This window comes from Faecalibacillus intestinalis (assembly GCF_015097455.1).
Lineage (GTDB): Bacteria > Bacillota_I > Bacilli_A > Erysipelotrichales > Coprobacillaceae > Faecalibacillus > Faecalibacillus intestinalis.
The window spans coordinates 912,233-929,761 of record NZ_AP024085.1 but is presented as its reverse complement, the minus strand read 5'-3'; the positions used below and the strand labels follow the sequence as shown (position 1 = coordinate 929,761).

General features: G+C 29.2%; 15 protein-coding genes. All 15 read right to left on the bottom strand.

Going from position 1 to position 17,529, the window contains the following annotated elements; genetic code table 11:
• Positions 1-4 precede the first annotated feature (4 nt).
• The 15 genes from rsxC to Fi14EGH31_RS04735 all read right to left on the bottom strand — a co-directional run bounded on the left by rsxC (position 5) and on the right by Fi14EGH31_RS04735 (position 17,488).
• Positions 5-1,312, bottom strand: coding sequence for an electron transport complex subunit RsxC (rsxC, locus tag Fi14EGH31_RS04805; protein ID WP_200765191.1), 1,308 nt, complete (start codon positions 1,310-1,312; stop codon positions 5-7).
• A 164-nt stretch (positions 1,313-1,476) separates the two neighbouring features.
• Positions 1,477-2,451 carry a choloylglycine hydrolase gene (gene bsh, locus Fi14EGH31_RS04800; protein ID WP_195946301.1) on the bottom strand — a complete coding sequence of 325 codons (975 nt, stop codon included), beginning with the start codon at positions 2,449-2,451 and terminating at the stop codon, positions 1,477-1,479.
• 108 nt (positions 2,452-2,559) lie between these two features.
• Positions 2,560-3,990 carry a pyruvate kinase gene (pyk, locus tag Fi14EGH31_RS04795; protein ID WP_022002178.1) on the bottom strand — a complete coding sequence of 477 codons (1,431 nt, stop codon included), beginning with the start codon at positions 3,988-3,990 and terminating at the stop codon, positions 2,560-2,562.
• A gap of 207 nt (positions 3,991-4,197) precedes the next feature.
• The gene (locus Fi14EGH31_RS04790) at positions 4,198-4,956 is read right to left on the bottom strand and encodes a Nif3-like dinuclear metal center hexameric protein (RefSeq protein WP_107029827.1); all 759 of its coding nucleotides are present in this window, start codon (positions 4,954-4,956) and stop codon (positions 4,198-4,200) included.
• Entirely contained in the window at positions 4,943-5,632 is a 690-nt protein-coding gene (locus Fi14EGH31_RS04785) for a tRNA (adenine(22)-N(1))-methyltransferase (protein WP_107029826.1), read from the bottom strand. The genes Fi14EGH31_RS04790 and Fi14EGH31_RS04785 overlap by 14 nt, the downstream gene beginning before the upstream one ends.
• Positions 5,632-6,873, bottom strand: coding sequence for an RNA polymerase sigma factor RpoD (gene rpoD / locus Fi14EGH31_RS04780; protein WP_117788200.1), 1,242 nt, complete (start codon positions 6,871-6,873; stop codon positions 5,632-5,634). The genes Fi14EGH31_RS04785 and rpoD overlap by 1 nt, the downstream gene beginning before the upstream one ends.
• Positions 6,874-6,876: 3 nt before the next feature.
• Positions 6,877-8,628, bottom strand: coding sequence for a DNA primase (gene dnaG, locus Fi14EGH31_RS04775; protein WP_117347210.1), 1,752 nt, complete (start codon positions 8,626-8,628; stop codon positions 6,877-6,879).
• A 14-nt stretch (positions 8,629-8,642) separates the two neighbouring features.
• Positions 8,643-10,016, bottom strand: a complete 1,374-nt coding sequence (locus Fi14EGH31_RS04770) for a glycine--tRNA ligase (protein WP_107029823.1) — start codon at positions 10,014-10,016, stop codon at positions 8,643-8,645.
• A 121-nt stretch (positions 10,017-10,137) separates the two neighbouring features.
• Positions 10,138-11,052: an alpha/beta fold hydrolase gene (locus tag Fi14EGH31_RS04765; RefSeq protein WP_117832282.1), complete on the bottom strand. Its 915-nt coding sequence runs from the start codon at positions 11,050-11,052 to the stop codon at positions 10,138-10,140.
• Positions 11,049-12,881, bottom strand: coding sequence for a YgiQ family radical SAM protein (locus tag Fi14EGH31_RS04760; protein WP_117788197.1), 1,833 nt, complete (start codon positions 12,879-12,881; stop codon positions 11,049-11,051). The genes Fi14EGH31_RS04765 and Fi14EGH31_RS04760 overlap by 4 nt, the downstream gene beginning before the upstream one ends.
• 78 nt (positions 12,882-12,959) lie before the next feature.
• Positions 12,960-13,709 carry a DNA repair protein RecO gene (gene recO / locus Fi14EGH31_RS04755; protein WP_022002186.1) on the bottom strand — a complete coding sequence of 250 codons (750 nt, stop codon included), beginning with the start codon at positions 13,707-13,709 and terminating at the stop codon, positions 12,960-12,962.
• Entirely contained in the window at positions 13,699-14,595 is an 897-nt protein-coding gene (gene era, locus Fi14EGH31_RS04750; RefSeq protein ID WP_107029820.1) for a GTPase Era, read from the bottom strand. Before era ends, recO begins: the two co-directional genes overlap by 11 nt.
• Complete coding sequence (gene cdd, locus Fi14EGH31_RS04745; RefSeq protein WP_022002188.1) at positions 14,592-14,987, bottom strand: cytidine deaminase; 396 nt, start codon at positions 14,985-14,987, stop codon at positions 14,592-14,594. Before cdd ends, era begins: the two co-directional genes overlap by 4 nt.
• Before the next feature lies 1 nt (position 14,988).
• Positions 14,989-15,450 (bottom strand): rRNA maturation RNase YbeY, encoded by a 462-nt coding sequence (gene ybeY, locus Fi14EGH31_RS04740; RefSeq protein WP_107029819.1) that lies wholly within the window; start codon positions 15,448-15,450, stop codon positions 14,989-14,991.
• Positions 15,428-17,488, bottom strand: a complete 2,061-nt coding sequence (locus tag Fi14EGH31_RS04735) for a cysteine peptidase family C39 domain-containing protein (protein ID WP_117813747.1) — start codon at positions 17,486-17,488, stop codon at positions 15,428-15,430. Before Fi14EGH31_RS04735 ends, ybeY begins: the two co-directional genes overlap by 23 nt.
• Positions 17,489-17,529: the final 41 nt, after the last annotated feature.

Here is a 17,529-nt window from a genome sequence, read left to right as displayed (position 1 = left end):
ACACCTACTTTCTTTTATTAATAGAGACTAAATATTTCATCTTCTTAAATGCCTGTGTCATATTTCTTTTTGCTGGACATGTATAGCTACAACAACCACATTCTATACATTCCATTCCACCATTTAAAATAAAGGCCTCTGTATCATTTTTTGTTGCTATTTGATAAAGTTTTTGAGGGACTAATAAACTCGGACACACGTCTTTACATCGACCACAACGAATACATGCAGAAGGTTCAAAAAGGGATACTTCATCTTGTACAAGTGCAAGTAAAGAACTTGATGTCTTAGTTACAGGTATATCTAAATGAATAAGGGCACTTCCCATCATTGGACCTCCACAAATAAGTTTTTGAACTTCAGATTTGAAACCTCCTAATTGTTCAACGATCCATTTAAAACTCGTTCCTATAGGAACTTCAATATTGCTAGGTGTTATTCCATCACCCGAAATCGTCATTACTTTAGAAATTAAAGGTTGATTATAACGAACCGCTTGATTAATAGCAATCACTGTTGCTACATTATCAACAATACATCCTACATCTAAAGGAAGCATTTTAGAATTTAATGTCTTTCCTGTTAAAACCTTAACAAGCATTCTTTCTCCACCTTGAGGATATTTTGTTTTTAGTTCTTTCACAGCAATTCTTTTTTCATCTTTACACTTTTCTTTTAATAAATGAATAGCCTCTTTTTTATTATCTTCAATGGCAATATAACAAAGAGCTTTTGGAAACATTTCTAATAGAACATGAATTCCTGCTATTAGTTCATCTGTTTTTTCAAGCATCAAACGATAATCACTTGTAAGATAGGGTTCACATTCCGCACCATTAACAATATAATATTGAACTTGATTTGAATCTTTAACAGATAATTTTACATGTGTAGGAAACCCTGCTCCTCCTAGACCAACTATACCTGCTGCCTTAATTCTTTCAATTTTTTCTTCATAAGTTAATTCTTGTTTATTATTATTATTTTCAACTTTTTGATATAATCCATCATTAGCAATAACAATTGATTCTTGAATTTTCCCACTGACATCCATTCTTTCTTCTATTTTTTTTACTACACCTGAAACTGAAGAAATAATAGGACTTGATACAAATTGATCTGAAGTAGCTATTATTTGTCCTACTTTTACATTATCTTTTATTTTTACAATTGGTTGACAAGGTGCACCAATATGTTGTTTTAAAGGAAATACAACTTCATCACTTGCTTTTATTTTAATAATAGGTAAATCCTTTGTATATTGTTTTTGATCTTTTGGATGTATACCTCCAATAAATGATTTTAAACTCATAACTTCCATCCCCTTTAACCCTATTTTAGTCCTATTATTTTCAAATTGAAAGCGTTTACAACAAGTTAAAAAATTAACTTGTTTTCTTTGAAATATATGAAAATTATGTGATTTTAATCACATTTAAATATAAAAAAAAGATAGCTTTCGCTATCTTAAAAATACTAATTTTGTTCATAAAATTCTTCGTCATCTAACATTGGATAAGTTGTAAGTTGTTGTGCATCTAAATTTACTTTATGCATATTAACTGCTGTAATTTGTCTTCTATTATAAGTTGTGTAATAATAGATTCCTTTTTGACTATTCCAACATGAAGTATAAATTGTAATTTCATATTTACCATCTGCTACTTCACAACATCCTCTTTGTTGTTCAACTGAACCTAAAATATGAAAAAATTGATTAACACTATCTCTTTCATTATCTTTTGATTGTCCGTTCATTTTAGTAAATGCAACACGTACAAAACGTGACATTGAAGATAAATCACCAGGTAAACCAAGTGCTCCCATACCTCTTGAATATGTTTGTAAATCTAATTCTTTAGAAAAAAGATTTTGCGGTTGTTTTGGAGAAAGCGACATGTAATTATTTAAGTTGAATAATTGTTTATCAAATGAAGGATTATTTGCAAGAACTCCTACAGGATTTTCATAGATTTTTAATCCTTCTTCGACTGATTCAACAGTTATACATCCACTTTGATCTGCAATAATCCAATGTAATGAAGCTACAGGTAATTGTTCATTATAAGGAGTATTCACTAAATTCATTGTTTGAATAAGTTGTTTAGCTTCTTTAAGCGTTGCACATTGACTTAAAACCCAAGGAATGAATTCATATTGAGCAACGTTGACTGCTCCTTCTTTAACCTCTTGATAACAAGCATTTCCGACAAAATTTAATCCTGCCATTCCTAAACCTTTTTCATTAACAGCATCATAGTATAATGGATAATCTTCAACTACATGAGCCATACCAATCATGGCATAATGTTCAATATTTTTTAATCCATGTCTATATTGTAAAGGATAGTTTCTCGGCATAATAGCTATTTTTTCACCATAGGAAAATTCATAATCCAAAGTTCTACCCATATAAAAATCTTTTGTTTGATAAGTTGCTGCTGTACACATATAAAATCTCTCCTTCTTTTCATTGTTTTGCTATTATATAGTATAACCCATTTATTTCATCTTTATGAATTAGAAAAGAAAAACACTCCTAAGAGTGTATTTCGAATATTATTTAACTTCAACAAGTTCTAAATAGCTTGTTGCACCTTTAACTCCTGGTGTTCCACCAGTAACTAAGATTTTTTGACCAGGTTTTACACCATTTTCTCTAGCAATAATACTTGCATAATCAATCATTGAAATACGTGAATTTAATGGTTTACAAGGAACAGCTTTAACACCCCAGTTTAAAGCTAATGCTTTTACTGTTTTTATAGATGGAGTTGCTGCTATAATACGAGATTTTGTACGATAACGCGCCATTTTACGAGCAGTAAATCCTGATTCTGTAAAGGCTATAATCGCTGCTACATTAAATTTATAAGCAATTTCAGCAACTGACATACAAATAGCTTCACTTGTATCATCTGGTGCTGTACGAATAGCTTGTCTTTGTAAGCTTTGATAATCCAAAGTTCCTTCTGTTTTTAAAGCAATTTTAGACATCATCATGACTGCTTCTTGAGGATATAATCCACTTGCAGATTCACCAGATAACATAATTGCATCTGTACCATCATAAATCGCATTAGCCACGTCAGATACTTCCGCACGTGTTGGTCTTGGATTTTGTTGCATACTTTCTAACATTTGAGTGGCAGTAATAACGATTTTACCACGTTGTTTACATTTTTTAATAATTGATTTTTGAATAAGTGGGACATCTTCAGCAGGAACTTCTACACCTAAGTCACCACGAGCAACCATGATACCATCAGCAATATCAAGAATTTCATCAACATTTTCAACACCTTCTTGATTTTCAATCTTAGCTAAAATTTGAATATCATTTCTACCATTTTCAATTAATAATTTTTTGATATCAATAATATCTTGTGCTCTTCGACAGAATGAAGCAGCTACATAATCAAAAGGTTGACCTGCTCCAAATGTTAAATCTGAAATATCTTTAGGTGATAAATAATCAAATCCTAATTTAATTCCTGGAACATTGATTCCACGTTTATTTTTTACTTCTCCATCATTTGCTGCAACACAAACAATATCAGTTCCTTCAATATGATCAACTAATAATTCTACTTGACCATCGTTTACTAAGATATAACCACCAGGTTTAACATCTTTATATAAATCTTTATAAGTGATTGTAAATCTTTCACTTGTACCTTCGATATCTTCTACACAAATAATAGAAGTTTGCCCTTTTTTAAAAGTAGTTTTACCACCAACAAAATCACCTGTACGAATTTCAGGTCCTTTTGTATCTAATAAAATAGCAACATTTGTAGATAATTCTTTATTAATTTCTAATAATGTAGTAATTTTTTCTGCATGTTCTTCATGTGTTCCATGTGAGAAATTTAATCTCATGACATTCATTCCAGCTTTTACTAATTTTGTAAGCATTTCTTTGCTTTCAGATGCTGGTCCTACAGTACATACAATTTTTGTTTTTGACATAATCTCGTTTTTCTTCATAACTTTTGCCTTCCTTTACTCTCTACAATTTTAAGTATAAACCTATTTTTTTACTTTAACAATGGTCAAAAGTAATGTAAGCACATCCACTTGAAAATATTTACTTTAATGTAAATTTGTTACATCTATTTATATGATTTATCAAAAACAAGAAAATATTTTTCTATTAAAAAAACCTTTTAAAGTAAGCTCTAAAAGGTTTAAATATTATTGGTATTCAAAATAATCTTTACTATGATGTACTGCAATTTCTAGAGGTAAAGTTTCTAATAATTCTGGTAATTTTTCTTCAATGATCACTTCTAAATGATGCCCTGGATCTATTAATAAACAATCATGATCTATCGCATATTTAGCATGACGATATTTAGTATCACCTGTAATATAACAATCTACTTGATCAGCAAGAATTTCTAAGTCGTCTGCTGCACTTCCCCCGCAAATAGCAATTGTATGTATCATTTTATTTGTATTTTTACTATATTTTAAATGTTCTATATGAAAAATGTCTTTTACTTTTTCAATGAAATCTTTTCCATTTATAGCTTCATTTAAAATAGCTTTCTTTCCAACTTCATAATGATCATAACAAGTAACATCATGAACACCTAACTTTTGAATCAACCAATCATTCATTGAAATACCATTTTGTCCTCGATCTAAACATGTGTGTAAACTATAAACAACAATATCATGTTTCATGGCTGTTGAAATAAATTTTCCTTGATGTAAAGAAGTATCTAAATTTTTAATCTTTTCTAATAAAAAAGGATGATGTGTAATTAACATTTGACAATTATTTTCAATACAGGCTTGTAATGTTTCATTATCAGCGTTTAAAGCAATATAAACTTTTTTAACTTCCTTTTCTCTACTTCCAATTTGTAGACCACAGCAATCAAAATCCATTTGAAGATTTAAAGGAAAATATTTCTCCAAATGATTCATAATTTCATAAGCTTTCATTAAGTTCACCTTCAATTAATTGTTTTTGTTTTTCTAATTCTAAATATCTTGGATGATTTGATGGCAAATCTTTCATAATCTTTAAATATGTTTGATATTGTTTTTGCCAATAACGAATAAATAATTCATCTTTATTTTTTCTTAAAACTGGACCAAACATCATATCTTCTTGATTATATTGAATATCTTGATTTGTATTTTCTACAACCATCATTTCATAAATATGATGACCATCTTTAATCATCTTTTCATCAACAATTTTAAAATGATTTTTAAATAAATATTTTCTTAGATGATCCGTATTAGCGTTAGGTTGTAAATAGAATTGTTTAACTTTGTTTAAATACGCTTTATTTTTTTCTAATATTTCTACAATTAGAAATGATCCCATTCCAGCAATCGTTACCATATCAACTTCTTTATCAAGAATAGGATCTAATCCATCTCCTAATAATGCTTCTACATTTTCTTCAAAATGATATTGCTTAATAGTAGAAAGTGACGCCGCAAAAGGACCTTTTGCGACATCACAGGCATAAGCTTTATCTATAATATTTTTTTCAACTAAATAACATGGCAAATAAGCATGATCTGTTCCAATATCTGCCAAGATATTTCCTTTTTTATGTTTTTCTACCAAATAAGCAAGTAATTCTAATCTTTTTGATAGTTTCATTAACGATCTAAGAAATCCTTTAATCTTTTAGAACGAGATGGATGTTTTAATTTTCTTAATGCTTTTGCTTCAATTTGACGAATACGTTCACGTGTAACGTTAAATTCACGACCTACTTCTTCAAGAGTTCTTGTTCTACCATCATCTAATCCAAAACGAAGTCTTAAAACTTTTTCTTCACGATCAGTAAGTTCTAATAAAACATCATTTAATTCATCTTTTAATAATTCATTTGCTGCATAATCATTTGGTGACATAGCGCCTTCATCTTCAATAAAATCACCTAAATGAGAATCATCTTCTTCACCAATTGGTGTTTCTAATGAAACGGGTTCTAAAGAGATTTTTTGAATTTCACGTACTTTTTCTGGTGTCATACCATCCATTTTTTCAGCAATTTCTTCAGCAGATGGTTCTCTTCCTAATTCTTGAATTAATTGTCTTTGAATACGTGTTAATTTATTGATTGTTTCTACCATGTGTACTGGAATACGAATTGTACGGGCTTGATCGGCAATTGCACGTGTAATTGCTTGTCTAATCCACCAAGTCGCATAAGTAGAAAATTTAAATCCTTTTGTATAATCAAATTTTTCTACTGCCTTAATTAACCCCATGTTTCCTTCTTGGATTAAATCTAAGAATAACATTCCACGCCCAACATATCTTTTAGCGATAGAAACAACTAATCTTAAGTTTGCTGCAGCAAGTTCTTTTTTAGCTTGTTCATCTCCTTCAAGAATTCTTTTAGCTAATTCAATTTCTTGATCATGATTTAATAATTCAACTCGCCCAATTTCTTTAAGATACATTTTTACAGGATCATTAATTTTAACATTACTTCCAAGTTGAGTGCTTTCGCTTTCTTTATCATCATCATGTTCTTGATACATATGTAATGTATCCCCTGTCATCATATCGAAATCACCATCAAAATCTAAATCAGGAGTATCGTCTGCATCATCTATATCAAGGTCTAAATCATCATCCATTGTAGGAACGTCTGCAAGTAACATATCATCATCTACATCTAATGAATCTAAATCATCATCAGAAATGGTAATTTGATTTTGTTGAATATATTCAAGTAATTCTTCTGCGAGTTCATCACTTAAATCATAATTCATTAAATATTCATCAATTTGTTCTTGGGTTAATACATTGTTATTGTTTTTTGCTTCATTTACAACTAATTTTTTTAAATCATCAAATGAAACTGCTTGTACTTTTTTCTTTGCCATAGTTTACTCCTTATCTTTTGATTCTATAATTTCTTGAAGAATTTTTGCTTGTTGACGAGGATCATATGTTTGTGATAGCTCCTGTTCAAGTTGTTTAATTCGTTCAATTTTAAGTTTTTCTTGTATTATTTTGATATAATCATCAATTGCTTGATTTGATTCTAATTGAGGTAAATGTAAAGATGATATTTCTAAAATTCTTTTAACAATATCTTGATCATCAATCATATTAATCAAATCAGCAACTTCTAAAATGACGTACTGACGATAATAATCAATAATATAGGAAGCAATTAAGCGATTAACTTTATCATACATATAGCCTGCTTTTGCTTCATATTCCATCGCATACTTTTTATCCTGCATCATATAATATAACAAATCTCTTTCAGCCTTTTGATACTTATCAATCAATCTTGAAACATGATCATAAGTCACTGGTCTAAAAGGTATTGGTTTTTTTACAAGAGTTTGTTGACTCATTAAATGATGAATTGTTTCTTTAGAAAATCCTGATTTTTTTTCAAGTTGACCAATATAATAATCTTGATCAACAATATCATCCAATTGCATGATGACTTTAACCATGGATTCTAAATAATTTTTTCGATCTTCATAATTATCAACATTGATACGTTCATAATAATAATTTAATTTAAACTCAACAGCACTTATTGGATTTTTAAAGAGTGCTATTAATTCATCTTTTCCTTTAGCTTCTAGAAATTCATCTGGATCCATTGCATCAGGAATAACCACGATTGATGTATGAAATCCTTCATTATTTAAAGCATCCACACATTTTATCATCGCATTTTTTCCAGCTTGATCACCATCAAGACATAAAACAATATCATTTGATAATCGTTTTAACATTTTTAAATGTTGTGAAGTTAAAGCTGTCCCCATAATTGCGACAGTATTTTTAATACCCGCTTTATATAATGCTATTACATCCATAAAACCTTCTAGAATAATAACTTTACCTTCATTTCTAACATCATTTTTTATACGATGGTAATTGTATAAGGTCTCTCCTTTAATAAAAATTTTAGATTCAGGAGAGTTCATATACTTGGATTCTTTTTGATTTTTTTGATAGATACGACCACTAAAGCCAACAACACGTCCTTCACTATTATGTAAAGGAAACATAATACGATTGGAATAGCGATCATATCCCACTTCAGATTCTATAACAAGTCCTGATTCATAAGCTTGCATTCTTGAAAAACCAGATTTTTCAAAAGCTTTTAATAAAATATTTTGTTCCGGTGCATAACCAATTTCAAAATAGTCAATAATATCTTTAGATAAATGTCTTTGACTTAAATAACTATTTGCTTCTAAAGCAAGCTTCGTCGTTAAATAATGTTTATAAATACGATTAGCTTCTTCATGCATTAAATAGTATGGTTCTAATTCTTGATTTACATGTGGTTTTTCTTCATAAAATGTAAAATCACCTAAATCAACATTTCCCATTTGAGCCACCATTTTGACAGCTTCCATAAAGGAAATTTTTAAGTAATCTTGTAAGAAAGTAAACACATTTCCACCGTGTGAACATACAAAACATCTATAGATCTGCTTTTCAGGTGAAACAGACATTGATGGATGATCATCATTGTGAAATGGGCACCTTGCTAAATAATTACGTCCTCTTCTTTCTAAAGGAAGATAATTGCCAATAACATCAACGATATCAACGCTTTGTCTTATTTCATTGATTTTTTCATTTGAAAGTCTTGGCATAATAATCTCCTTTATTAGAATGTAATTTTATCTTGAATATAACCTACTAATTGATCAATTGGTAAACGTACTTGTTCCATGGTATCTCTATCACGAACAGTAACAGCATTGTCTTCCATTGTATCAAAATCAACAGTCACACAATATGGTGTTCCAATAGCATCTTGACGACGATATCTTTTACCAATTTGACCTGCAACATCAAATTCAACAGAGAAATGTTTAGCAAGTGTTGCATAAACTTCTTCAGCTTTTTCACTTTGTTTTTTAGTAAGTGGTAAAACTGCTACTTTATATGGAGCAATGGCAGGATGTAATTTCATCACTGTTCTTGTATCTCCATTTTCTAATGTTTCTTCTTGATAACTATCACAGAAAATAGATAAGAATAAACGGTCTGCCCCTACAGATGGTTCAATAACATATGGAATATATTTTTCATTTGTTTGAGGATCTAAATATTCTAAAGATTTTTTAGAATGTTCCATATGACGAGATAAATCATAATCTGTACGGTCTGCAATACCCCATAATTCACCCCATCCAAATGGGAATTTATATTCAACATCACATGTAGCCTTAGAATAGAAAGATAATTCTTCTTTTTCATGATCTCTGAATTTTAAATTTTCTTCTTTTAATCCTAAGTCTAATAAGAATTTTTTACAATAAGCTTTCCAATAATCAAACCATTCTAAATCAGTATCTGGTTTACAAAAGAATTCTAATTCCATTTGTTCAAATTCTCTTGTTCTAAAAATAAAGTTACCTGGTGTAATTTCATTTCTGAATGATTTACCAATTTGACCAATACCAAATGGTACTTTTTTACGAGAAGTTCTTTGAATATTTTTAAAGTTTACAAAGATTCCTTGTGCAGTTTCTGGACGTAAATAAACAACAGATTTATCATCTTCAACAACACCCATATGTGTTTCAAACATTAATTTAAATTGTCTAACATCAGTGAAATTACTTTTTCCACAGTTAGGACAAACAATATTATGTTCTTTAATATAAGACATTGTTTGTTCATTAGACCAACCTTCACTATGTACAGAAGGATCATATGCTTCAATTAATTTATCTGCACGATGTCTTGTTTTACATTCTTTACAGTCAATTAATGGATCAGAGAAACCACCAACATGTCCTGAAGCTTCCCATACCTTTGGATTCATGAAAATAGCTGAATCTAAACCAACGTTATAAGGAGATTCTTGAATGAATCTTTTCCACCATAAACGTTTAATATTGTTTTTCATTTCAACCCCTAATGGTCCATAATCCCAAGTATTTGCTAGTCCATCATAGATTTCTGAACCTTGATATACAAAACCAGTTGATTTTGCATGATTTACTAATTTATCCATATCTTTAGTTGCCATAATTTTCTCCTTTTTTACGATATAAATGAATAAAGACTTGGCTTTCCAAGTCTTCTATCTTCTTTTCGCGTACAAATAAAATACCCTTATAGTGGATATTTGTCAACCAACTATAAGGGTACTATATATAGGTTCTTTCGTCTAACCAATGCATAATATCATGATAGACATCTCGATAATTATTATCATGTAAAATATCTTGTCTTTTATTATCATAAATCTTATATTGGAGATTTTTTAGACCATTTCCTTTTAATATTTGATAAAGTTTTATAGTATCTTTTCCATTTTTAGTAAGATTATCAAAACCACCTGATAATAAATAAACAGGTAAATAATCAGGTATATGTTTTAGATGATCTTCATCACTTACATATTTTATGTATTCCAATATATCATGATAGGCTTGATTTGTATAAACAAAATCACTTAAAGGATCTTCTTGATAAAGCTGTACTTCTTTTTGATTACTCATTTTATAACAACCATTTAAATTTTTTTGTAAAAATAAATCAACTGCTTTTTTTATTACTCTTGAACGATTCATTTGTCCATGTAGTAAAATATTTAAATCAACAATCGTTTTCATACGATAATAAAAATTATTTTTCATACATGTTCCAAGCATAATCATTCCATTAATATAATCTCCATACGTCATGGCATATTTAAGTAATACGAGCGAACCAAAATCAACACCAATCATAAAATAAGGAAGGTCTTCATATCTTTTAGCGATAATATGTCTTAAACGTTGCATATCTTCAATCAAAGTATCAAGCGCATTTCCGCTTCCAAAATAGCCTTGTTCAAAATGATAAAGTGATGTACCATGCCCAGGAAAATCAGGCACGACTACAATAAAACCTTCATGACTTAAATATTCCGCAAATTTTTGATAACGGTCTGAATGTTCACATAATCCATGATGAAGTTGAATGATTCCCTTATATCTTAATATCACATTTGGTTGATAAATATCAAATTTAATATGTGTTTGTGTTAAGGAGGTATACGTTTCTGTAAGTTTCATCATTTATGCCCCCTTGTATAAGACTTGTTATAGTTTTGCCTTTTTGTACGTGGTTTAATCAGGCATTTTTTACCAAATCCAATCAAATCTTTTCGATTAGCTTTGATCAAGGCTTCATATACAAGGTCATAGTTTTTAGGATTCTTATATTGAATCAAGGCTCTTTGCATCGCTTTTTCTTTAGGATCTTTTGGCACATAAACAGGTGTCATATCACGAGGATCCAACCCTGTATAATACATCGTTGTTGAAAGTGTTCCTGGTGTTGGATAAAAATCTTGTACTTGTTCTGGTTGATGATGAATATCTCTTAAATATTCCGCCAGTTCGATAGCATCTTCTAAACGGCATCCTGGATGAGAGGACATTAAATAAGGCACTAAGAATTGTTTTTTATTATATTTTTCATTAATACGATAATATTTATCAACAAATTTTTCGTAAAGCCCACGTCTTGGTTTGCCCATCTTATCTAAAGCATGATTACTGATATGTTCAGGAGCAACTTTTAATTGTCCTGAAATATGATGTTGAACAAGCTCTTCAAAGAAATGATCATTTTTATCATACATGAGATAATCGTAACGAATTCCTGAACGTACGAAAACTTTTTTAACGTTTGGAAGCTGTCTTAATTTTGTAAGTAATGATAAATAATCTTCATGATCAACTTTTAAATTTTTACAAGGTTCTGGCCATAAGCATTGTTTTGTAGGACAAGCCCCTTTGGTTTTTTGTTTATCACAAGCAGTATCTCTAAAGTTAGCTGTTGGTCCACCAACATCATGAATGTATCCTTTAAAATCAGGATCCCAAACCATTTTATTTGCTTCTGCAATAATTGATTCATGACTTCTTGCTTGAATAATTCTTCCTTGATGGAACGCTAAAGCACAGAAATTACATGATCCAAAACACCCTCTATTTGAAATAAGTGAGAATTTAACTTCATCAATAGCTGGAACGTGTTGATAACTTGGATGATAATCACGATTGTAATCATAACCATAAGCTCTATCGAATTCTCTTTGGGTAAGTGGTCTATTCGGTTTATTTTGAACCACATACCATCCTTGATAAGGTTCAACTAAGATTTTAGCATTATAATGATCGGTATTTAAATATTGTTTTTGGAAAGATTCAGCATATTTTCTTTTAGATGTTGTAATTTCTTCGTAACTAGGAAGCATTATATAATCAGCTTCATTTAAATCATCGATATTTTTTGTTTTATAAACTGTTCCATCTAAATACGTTAAATATTTAATATCTAACCCACTATCTAATGCTTCTGCAACTTCAATAATACTGTTTTCTCCCATTCCAAACATTAATAAATCTGCATTGGCATCAATAATAATCGATTTTCTAACCTTATCACTCCAATAATCATAATGAGCTAAACGTCTAAGAGAAGCTTCAATTCCTCCAATTAAAATATTAGCATCAGGAAATGCTTGTCTTGCCATTTGACTATAAACAATCACTGCTCTATCAGGTCTTTTAAAACCTTCGCCACCTGATGTATAAGAATCTTTATGTCTTCTTTTTTTAGAAACAGTATAGTGATTGACCATTGAATCAATATTTCCTGAAGAAATTAAAAAACCTAAACGAGGTTTCCCAAATTGCCTAAATTCTTCTACCTTATGCCAATCTGGTTGCGATAAAAAAGCAACCTTAAAACCATTTGCCTCTAATGTACGACAAATAATAGCTGCTCCAAATGAAGGGTGATCTACATAAGCATCACCACAAATATAGACAAAATCTACCTCTTGCCATCCTCTTTCTTCCATTTCTTTTCTATTTATCGGTAAAAATTGTCCCATCTATAAATCCTCCCCTTACTTTTGTTTCTATTATAGTCAAAATATGTTTATAAAAAAAGACAAAAGTGTCTACTTTTGTCATATTTTTGAAAGACTTTGAATCATTTTCTTTGTTTTAAATAAAATCCCCGTCATCTCATCAACATAATAATCCATAATTTCCATTAATAAATCAATAGATTCATCCGGTACTTTAAGTTGATCAATAGAATCAATCGTTAATTTATTAATATGACGAAAAGCCTTTAATGTTACCTTATCTAATTGTTTATCATGAAGTGATAAACAATCATGACAGACAAAGCCCCCATCTTCTAAACTGATTCCTGCTATATGATCTTGTCTTAAACATCTTACACAGCCATCAACTTGTAAAGCCATCCCGCATCTTTTTAAAATAAATGCATTATATAATAGATAAACCAATGGATAGGGATAACCATGATTTAGAGCATCTAATGATTTTTTTAAAGTATCAAAGATTTCTAAATCCGGTTGATTATCCTCTTCATTCTTTAAAACAAATTCCATAAAATAACTTGCATACGCTTCTAATTCAAGATTTTCTTTAATATAGCGATAAAAATCAACCGAACTTGCTTTAATCATCGTTGATAAACCATTTCTAGGTATAAAAGTAAACTCTGAAAGTGTAAGACTTTGACAAGCCGAAGCATTTTTACTTTTTAATTTTTTTACACCCCGAGCAATCAAAGTCATTTTTCCATAATCTTTAAAATACACAGTGACTAAAGAATCACTTTCTTTATAAGGATGCGTCTTTAAAACAATACCTAAAGAAACAACTTCTTCTTTTTTAATAGTCATCTTCGTTATAACCAAATTCTTTTAAATATTTTTGTTTATTACGCCAATTATTTTCAACTTTAACAAATAATTCCAAATGCACTGTTGTTTGTAAAAAACGTTTCATTTCTCTTTGTGCATTTTGACGAATTTTTTTGATCATACTTCCTTGTTTACCAATCAAAATACCCTTTTGAGATTTACGATCAACAACAATTGTCGCAATAACTTCTACACTGCCATCCTCTAATTCTGCCATTCTTTCAACAACGATTGCAACACTATGAGGAACTTCTTCTCTTGTAAAATAAAGGATCTTTTCTCTAATAAATTCAGCCATCACAAATCTTTCTGGATGATCTGTCATTTGATCTTTTGGATAATACATCATTCCTTCATTTAAATATGTTTTAATTGTAGAAATCAATGTATCCACATTTTGATCTTCTAAAGCTGAAATAGGAATGATTTCTTTAAAATCAAAAAGTTCTTTCCATTCTGTTAATTTTTTAATAACTTCATCTTTAGAAACAAGATCACATTTATTAAGTAAAAGGAAAACCGGTCCATCCGCTTCTTTTAATCTTTCAATAATAAAACGGTCTCCTCTACCAATCGTTTCATTTGCTGGTGCAATAAATAAAACCATATCCACTCCATAAATACTATTTAAAGCCGTCGTATTCATAAAGTTTCCTAAACCATCTTGAGGTTTATGGATTCCTGGTGTATCCATAAAAATGATTTGTGCTTCATCATCTGTATAAATACCTTGAATTGTATTACGTGTTGTTTGAGCAACATCTGACATGATTGCAAGCTTTGTTTTTAATATTTGATTTAATAAGGTAGACTTTCCAACATTTGGACGTCCTACAATACTGACAAATCCTGATTTAAAACTCATAAACTCTCTCCTATAAATACCATTGGTAATAATTCACCAATTGTATGTTTTTCTACTTTTTCTTTATTTGCTAGAAAGATGGGCATCTCTAAATCAACAAGTTCTGATAATACTTGGCGACATGCCCCACATGGAGAAGCAATCGGACTACAATCAGCAACAATTGCTAGTCCAATAATATCTTCTTTGCGATAACCTTTACAATAAGCGCCAAAGACAGCATTTCTTTCTGCACACATTGTTGACCCATAAGCAGCATTTTCAATATTACATCCTTGAACAAATGTTCCATCTTTTAAAGCAATACAAGCTCCTACTTTAAAATGACTATAAGGAACATACGCATTTTCTCTTGCTTTCCAAGCTAAATCGATTAATTTATTTTGGTCCATATTATTTCCTTTCAATATTTAAAGCATTCAATATTTCTTTTTGTCTTGAAAACATCACTTTTTCATCCTCTTCATTCATATGATCAAATCCAAGCAAATGTAATAAACCATGTGTAAATAAAAAACACATTTCTCGATAAAATGAATGACCATATTCTTCTGCTTGCATTTTAGCATGATCAATTGAAATAAAAATATCTCCTATTTCTCTTGGCATACCTTCAATATAATATTGTTCACTATCTTCTAAAGCAAAACTAATAACATCTGTACTACGATCAATTTTACGATATTCCTTATTGATTTCATGAATACGCTGATCATCTACAAAAATAACTGATAATTCTAAATCATCATGAATACCTAATTGTTTACATGCTTCTTGAATAATTTCTAAATAAATACTTTCATAATCTTCTTTAAAATCTTCTACTTCATTATTAAGTGCTAAATCTATTTCCATAATCTTCCTCACCCACTATTTTTCCTGAATCAATTATAACACAGTCAAACTGGCAGTTCATCATATTTATTTGATGAGAAACAATAATCACGATGATCTTTTGAAAACTTAGATAATTGATCAATAATTGTAATCTTTCTTGATCTATATTACTAAATGCTTCATCTAAAATCAAAACATCGGGTTCACTTAATAGTGCACGAATAATCATCACGAGCTGTCCTTGTCCCGATGATAAAAAGCCACCCTGTTCATCAAGCTTTAAATCTAAACCATTTACTAAATCATCCAACATAAAATAATGCAATAATTCTATCATTTTATTCTCTAAAAACAAACGATCAAAAATCATATTCGTTCTTAATGATTCTTTATAAAAAACGGGAGTTTTATTTAAATATTTAATATGACTATAATAACTATTTAAATCAAGTTCTTGTAGATTGATTCCATTAATAACAATTTCTCCTTTTGTTGGTTGTAATTGATTCATGATCAGTTTTAAAAGTGTTGATTTACCACTTCCTGTTTTTCCTTGAATAAACACTGATTTTTCTATTTTCAGTTGAAAATGATCAAAAAGAGGTCGTGTATAACCATAACTAAAACTTACATGTTTTAATTCAATGCTTTTTATCTTTTTGATTTTCTTTTTCCTCTCTCTTTTTTCAGGTAACATTTCTTTATATCTTTCAAAAATAATTTGTAATTCATCATGCATCGCAATAAAGACTGATATTTTCATTAAAGGATCAATCATATAAGAAAGTAATAAATAAACAAGCATCACTGTTCCAAGAGTCATCTGCTGTTTTTTATAAATGAAAATAGAAAATAATAAAACAACCATGATCATGATTTGAATCAATGCTTCTAATTGAATTTGATGCCTATTTGTTATTTCATCATGATGATAAACATCCATAAAATAGTTATCATAGAGATATCCCAATTTATTTTTCATCATTTTTTTAACTTTAAACTGGATTGTTTGAAAATAGTTTTCTTGAAATTCTAACAAACCATCATTTAAATGTTCTTTTTGTTCTAATATTTTTTTATTTTCAATATGTAACTTTTTACTATAAAAATAAAATACTAAAAAAATGAGGACCATCATCAATAAAACAATAAAAAACAAAGATAACTGAATCGATATAATAAAAAACAATATAAAGAGTATTAAAATACTATCTATAAAGATTACATGATAAAATTCTATAAAATATTGACTTAATTCAAATAAGTTTTGTGATCTAGATAATAAAGTTCCTTTTTCTAAACCATCAATATAATCATAATCTTGATAAATCAGATTTTGCATTGTTTTTAAAGCATATTCTTGATTAAGTTCTTTACTTAATTCTAAAATTTGTTGTCTTCTTAAATAATCTAATAAAAGTTTAAAAGCATAGAGTATTGTAAAACAAAGAGAAATGAGAATAATTTGATAAATTTGATATTTTGAAAAAGAATCAATCAATAATTGATAATAATAAGAAAAAAGCATTGTCAATAGAGAAATAATAATGGTTTTGATGACCATTTTAATAATTGTTTGATAATGTTGTTTAAAATGATCTTTTAGAAAATTTTGAAAAGTATAGTTATTTCTTTTAGTAAGCGGCATTCCTACATGATTGACCATTATGATTACCCCTGTAAACTGTTTTGAAAAAATTTCATAAGACATTTTTATGAGTCCTTTGGCTGGATCTCCCACTAAAAAATATTCATCTTTGATTTTATACAAAACAACATAATGATAGAGATCATCTTGTTTTAAATGAATGATTACTGGGCAATTGACCTCTTCAAATAAATGTTTAAACTCACATTGATACGCTTTTGCTTCTAGATGATATTTCTTTAAAACTTGTATCAATCCATAAACCGTAACGCCTTCTTTTGTAAGACGACAACACTTTTTAATATTTTTAATTTCATCATCTCTTTTATAAAAGCTTAAGAGCATTTTAATACAGTATGCCCCGCAACTGTTTTCATTATCTTGTAAAAAAATAGGATATTTCAACATATATTTATCACCTCATCATTATATATGTCAAAAACATCCTA